The organism is Paracidovorax oryzae ATCC 19882 (assembly GCF_000687165.1).
In the GTDB taxonomy this organism is placed as follows: Bacteria; Pseudomonadota; Gammaproteobacteria; order Burkholderiales; family Burkholderiaceae_C; genus Paracidovorax; species Paracidovorax oryzae.
In genome coordinates this window covers 1-1926 of the sequence record NZ_JMKU01000067.1, presented here as the reverse complement: position 1 = coordinate 1926, position 1926 = coordinate 1, and the positions used below count along the sequence as shown (strand labels likewise).

Annotated in this window: 2 protein-coding genes; both read left to right on the top strand. The window is 54.5% G+C overall.

From position 1 onward, the window contains the following. Positions 1-1116, top strand: a 1116-nt coding sequence (locus T336_RS26960) for a hypothetical protein (RefSeq protein WP_209436000.1), incomplete at its 5' end; no start/stop codon positions are given. Positions 1117-1546: 430 nt separating this feature from the next. Further along, on the top strand, positions 1547-1926 hold a 380-nt coding region (locus T336_RS25605; protein WP_035227044.1), incomplete at its 3' end, for a hypothetical protein.

The window sequence follows — 1926 nt, the reverse complement described above, 5'->3', positions numbered from 1 at the left end:
ATAAAAGTCGCTGACGCTTCGGATTTGATACCCGCTGGAGGTAGGATTGTAATTCAAAGTGACTCAAGTGCTCCAAATTCTGCTTGGACTGAGGGGCAGGAAAAGGCTTTGGAAGAGATTGTTATCAAAGCTAAGAGAATTGTCGGACCGATTGGGGATGAAGTAGGGGCCACCATAGGCGCTAGCCTTCTGCTGCCAGCCAGCGTGATACACGGGGCTGCGCAGTTTGCATCTGACCAGATATGGTCTTCGTTGAATTTGCTGACAGGAAACGTGCTGGCGGGAAAGAACACTTCGGCCCGGGATGCAGTCGCACGTAATAATGCTTTGGTGCAATCGTTGGTGGCGTTGCCCCAGAAAGCGTCCGTGATGGCGCTCAGGGGAATGACTGGCAATTGGCAAGGAATGGATCCGTTGAACCTCGATCAGGTCAACGCTTTGAATACCAAAGGCGATAGTTTAGGTGCCAAAGTTTTATTTGGACAGTCCGCGCTAAATGCGATTGCTGTCGGTACTGGGGTTGCAGGGGTTGTGCGTGGTGGCATTATGGTGGGTAGCACTGCTCGCTCTGCCTTGCTGACAGCAGAGGACGTAGCGCAAAGCAAGATAAGCTCAAATAATATTGGCGCGGCTGCGATCGATGTTGGAGAGGTGCGAGGTATTGGTAGCCCCGCTCGTGGAGAGCGGACTCGATTTTTGACGGTGGACGAGATTGACCAAGTTAAGAATGAATGGGCATCACTCGGCGGGGACCCAAGCGTGCTTGCCTTCAATCGTCGTGGCATGGCCACTGGCTATGGTCAGGAATCAGGTCGAGTGTTTATTAATGGAGATGTATTTCCAACGACTTCTGATAGTCTCCATCCTACCGCAACTCTTTCGGTGCGTGAAACATTGGCGCATGAAATTGGTCACATGGCACATCCTGACACCAGTGTCGGGATCGGTGCGTGGAATGATGAGTTTCGTGCTAGCTATTGGGCATCGAAAAATGTTCCAGGTTTAACATTCGAAGAGCAGCGAAACTTGGTCATTGATGCTTGGCAAAGAGCCTCTGATGCTGGGCAACCTGTTAAAATGAATCCTTACATTAGGCAGATGATTTATGGTTTCTGAAGAAAAGCAAAGAAAATTTACCAGTGTAGAATACGACCGAGCGCATGAAGCGTATGGTGAGTATAAGACGTTTGGGCATACTGACTTGACCTGCTTGCACTGCGGATCCGGGCACTTCATTTTTATAGAGAATGCACACAGCGTGGAAATTCGCTGTGATACTCCCGGGTGCATTGTCGAGAGAATTCGAGGTATTTAAATGATCTTTATCTCCCAGGAAAGGTCTGTACAGACCAACCTCAGGTGCAACGTTTGAACCTCAGGAATTTGCACAAAGGGCTTCGCGATACACGTGCAGCCCAGCAGAGACGGAGCGGGCGATCCAACATCCCGCCTCTCGGGCGCAACCTAAGTATCGTGTGAGCCGCCCAAGCTTTCTCGGAGGTTCAACATAAGATAGCTCTGATCCAGGAGCGGTGACAGCCAGGCGGTGTCACAGTGCTCGGACGTGGCGTGCCACGATGCCGATGGCCAGGTCCCCACCACGACCTACCTCAACGGCAGCTGGCAGCAGAGCGCGGCCCTCACGCGCCGCGGCGGCGACGTGGTGGGCACGATCACGCAGCGCGACGCCAACGGCTTCGTGGTGGGCATCCGCCAGCCCAAGGCGACGGGCAGCGCGGCGCAGGCCCCGGACGGGAGCCTGGCGGCAGCACTGACGAACCAGGCAACGCAGGCCACGAGCAACGACGCACGCTACGACCGCACGTTCGTGAACGACGCCAACGGCACGGCGGTGTTCGTGAGCCAGGGCGGGTTCAACGAGAAGACCGAGGTCAACAGCAGCATCGCCAACCCGGCCTCGGGCTA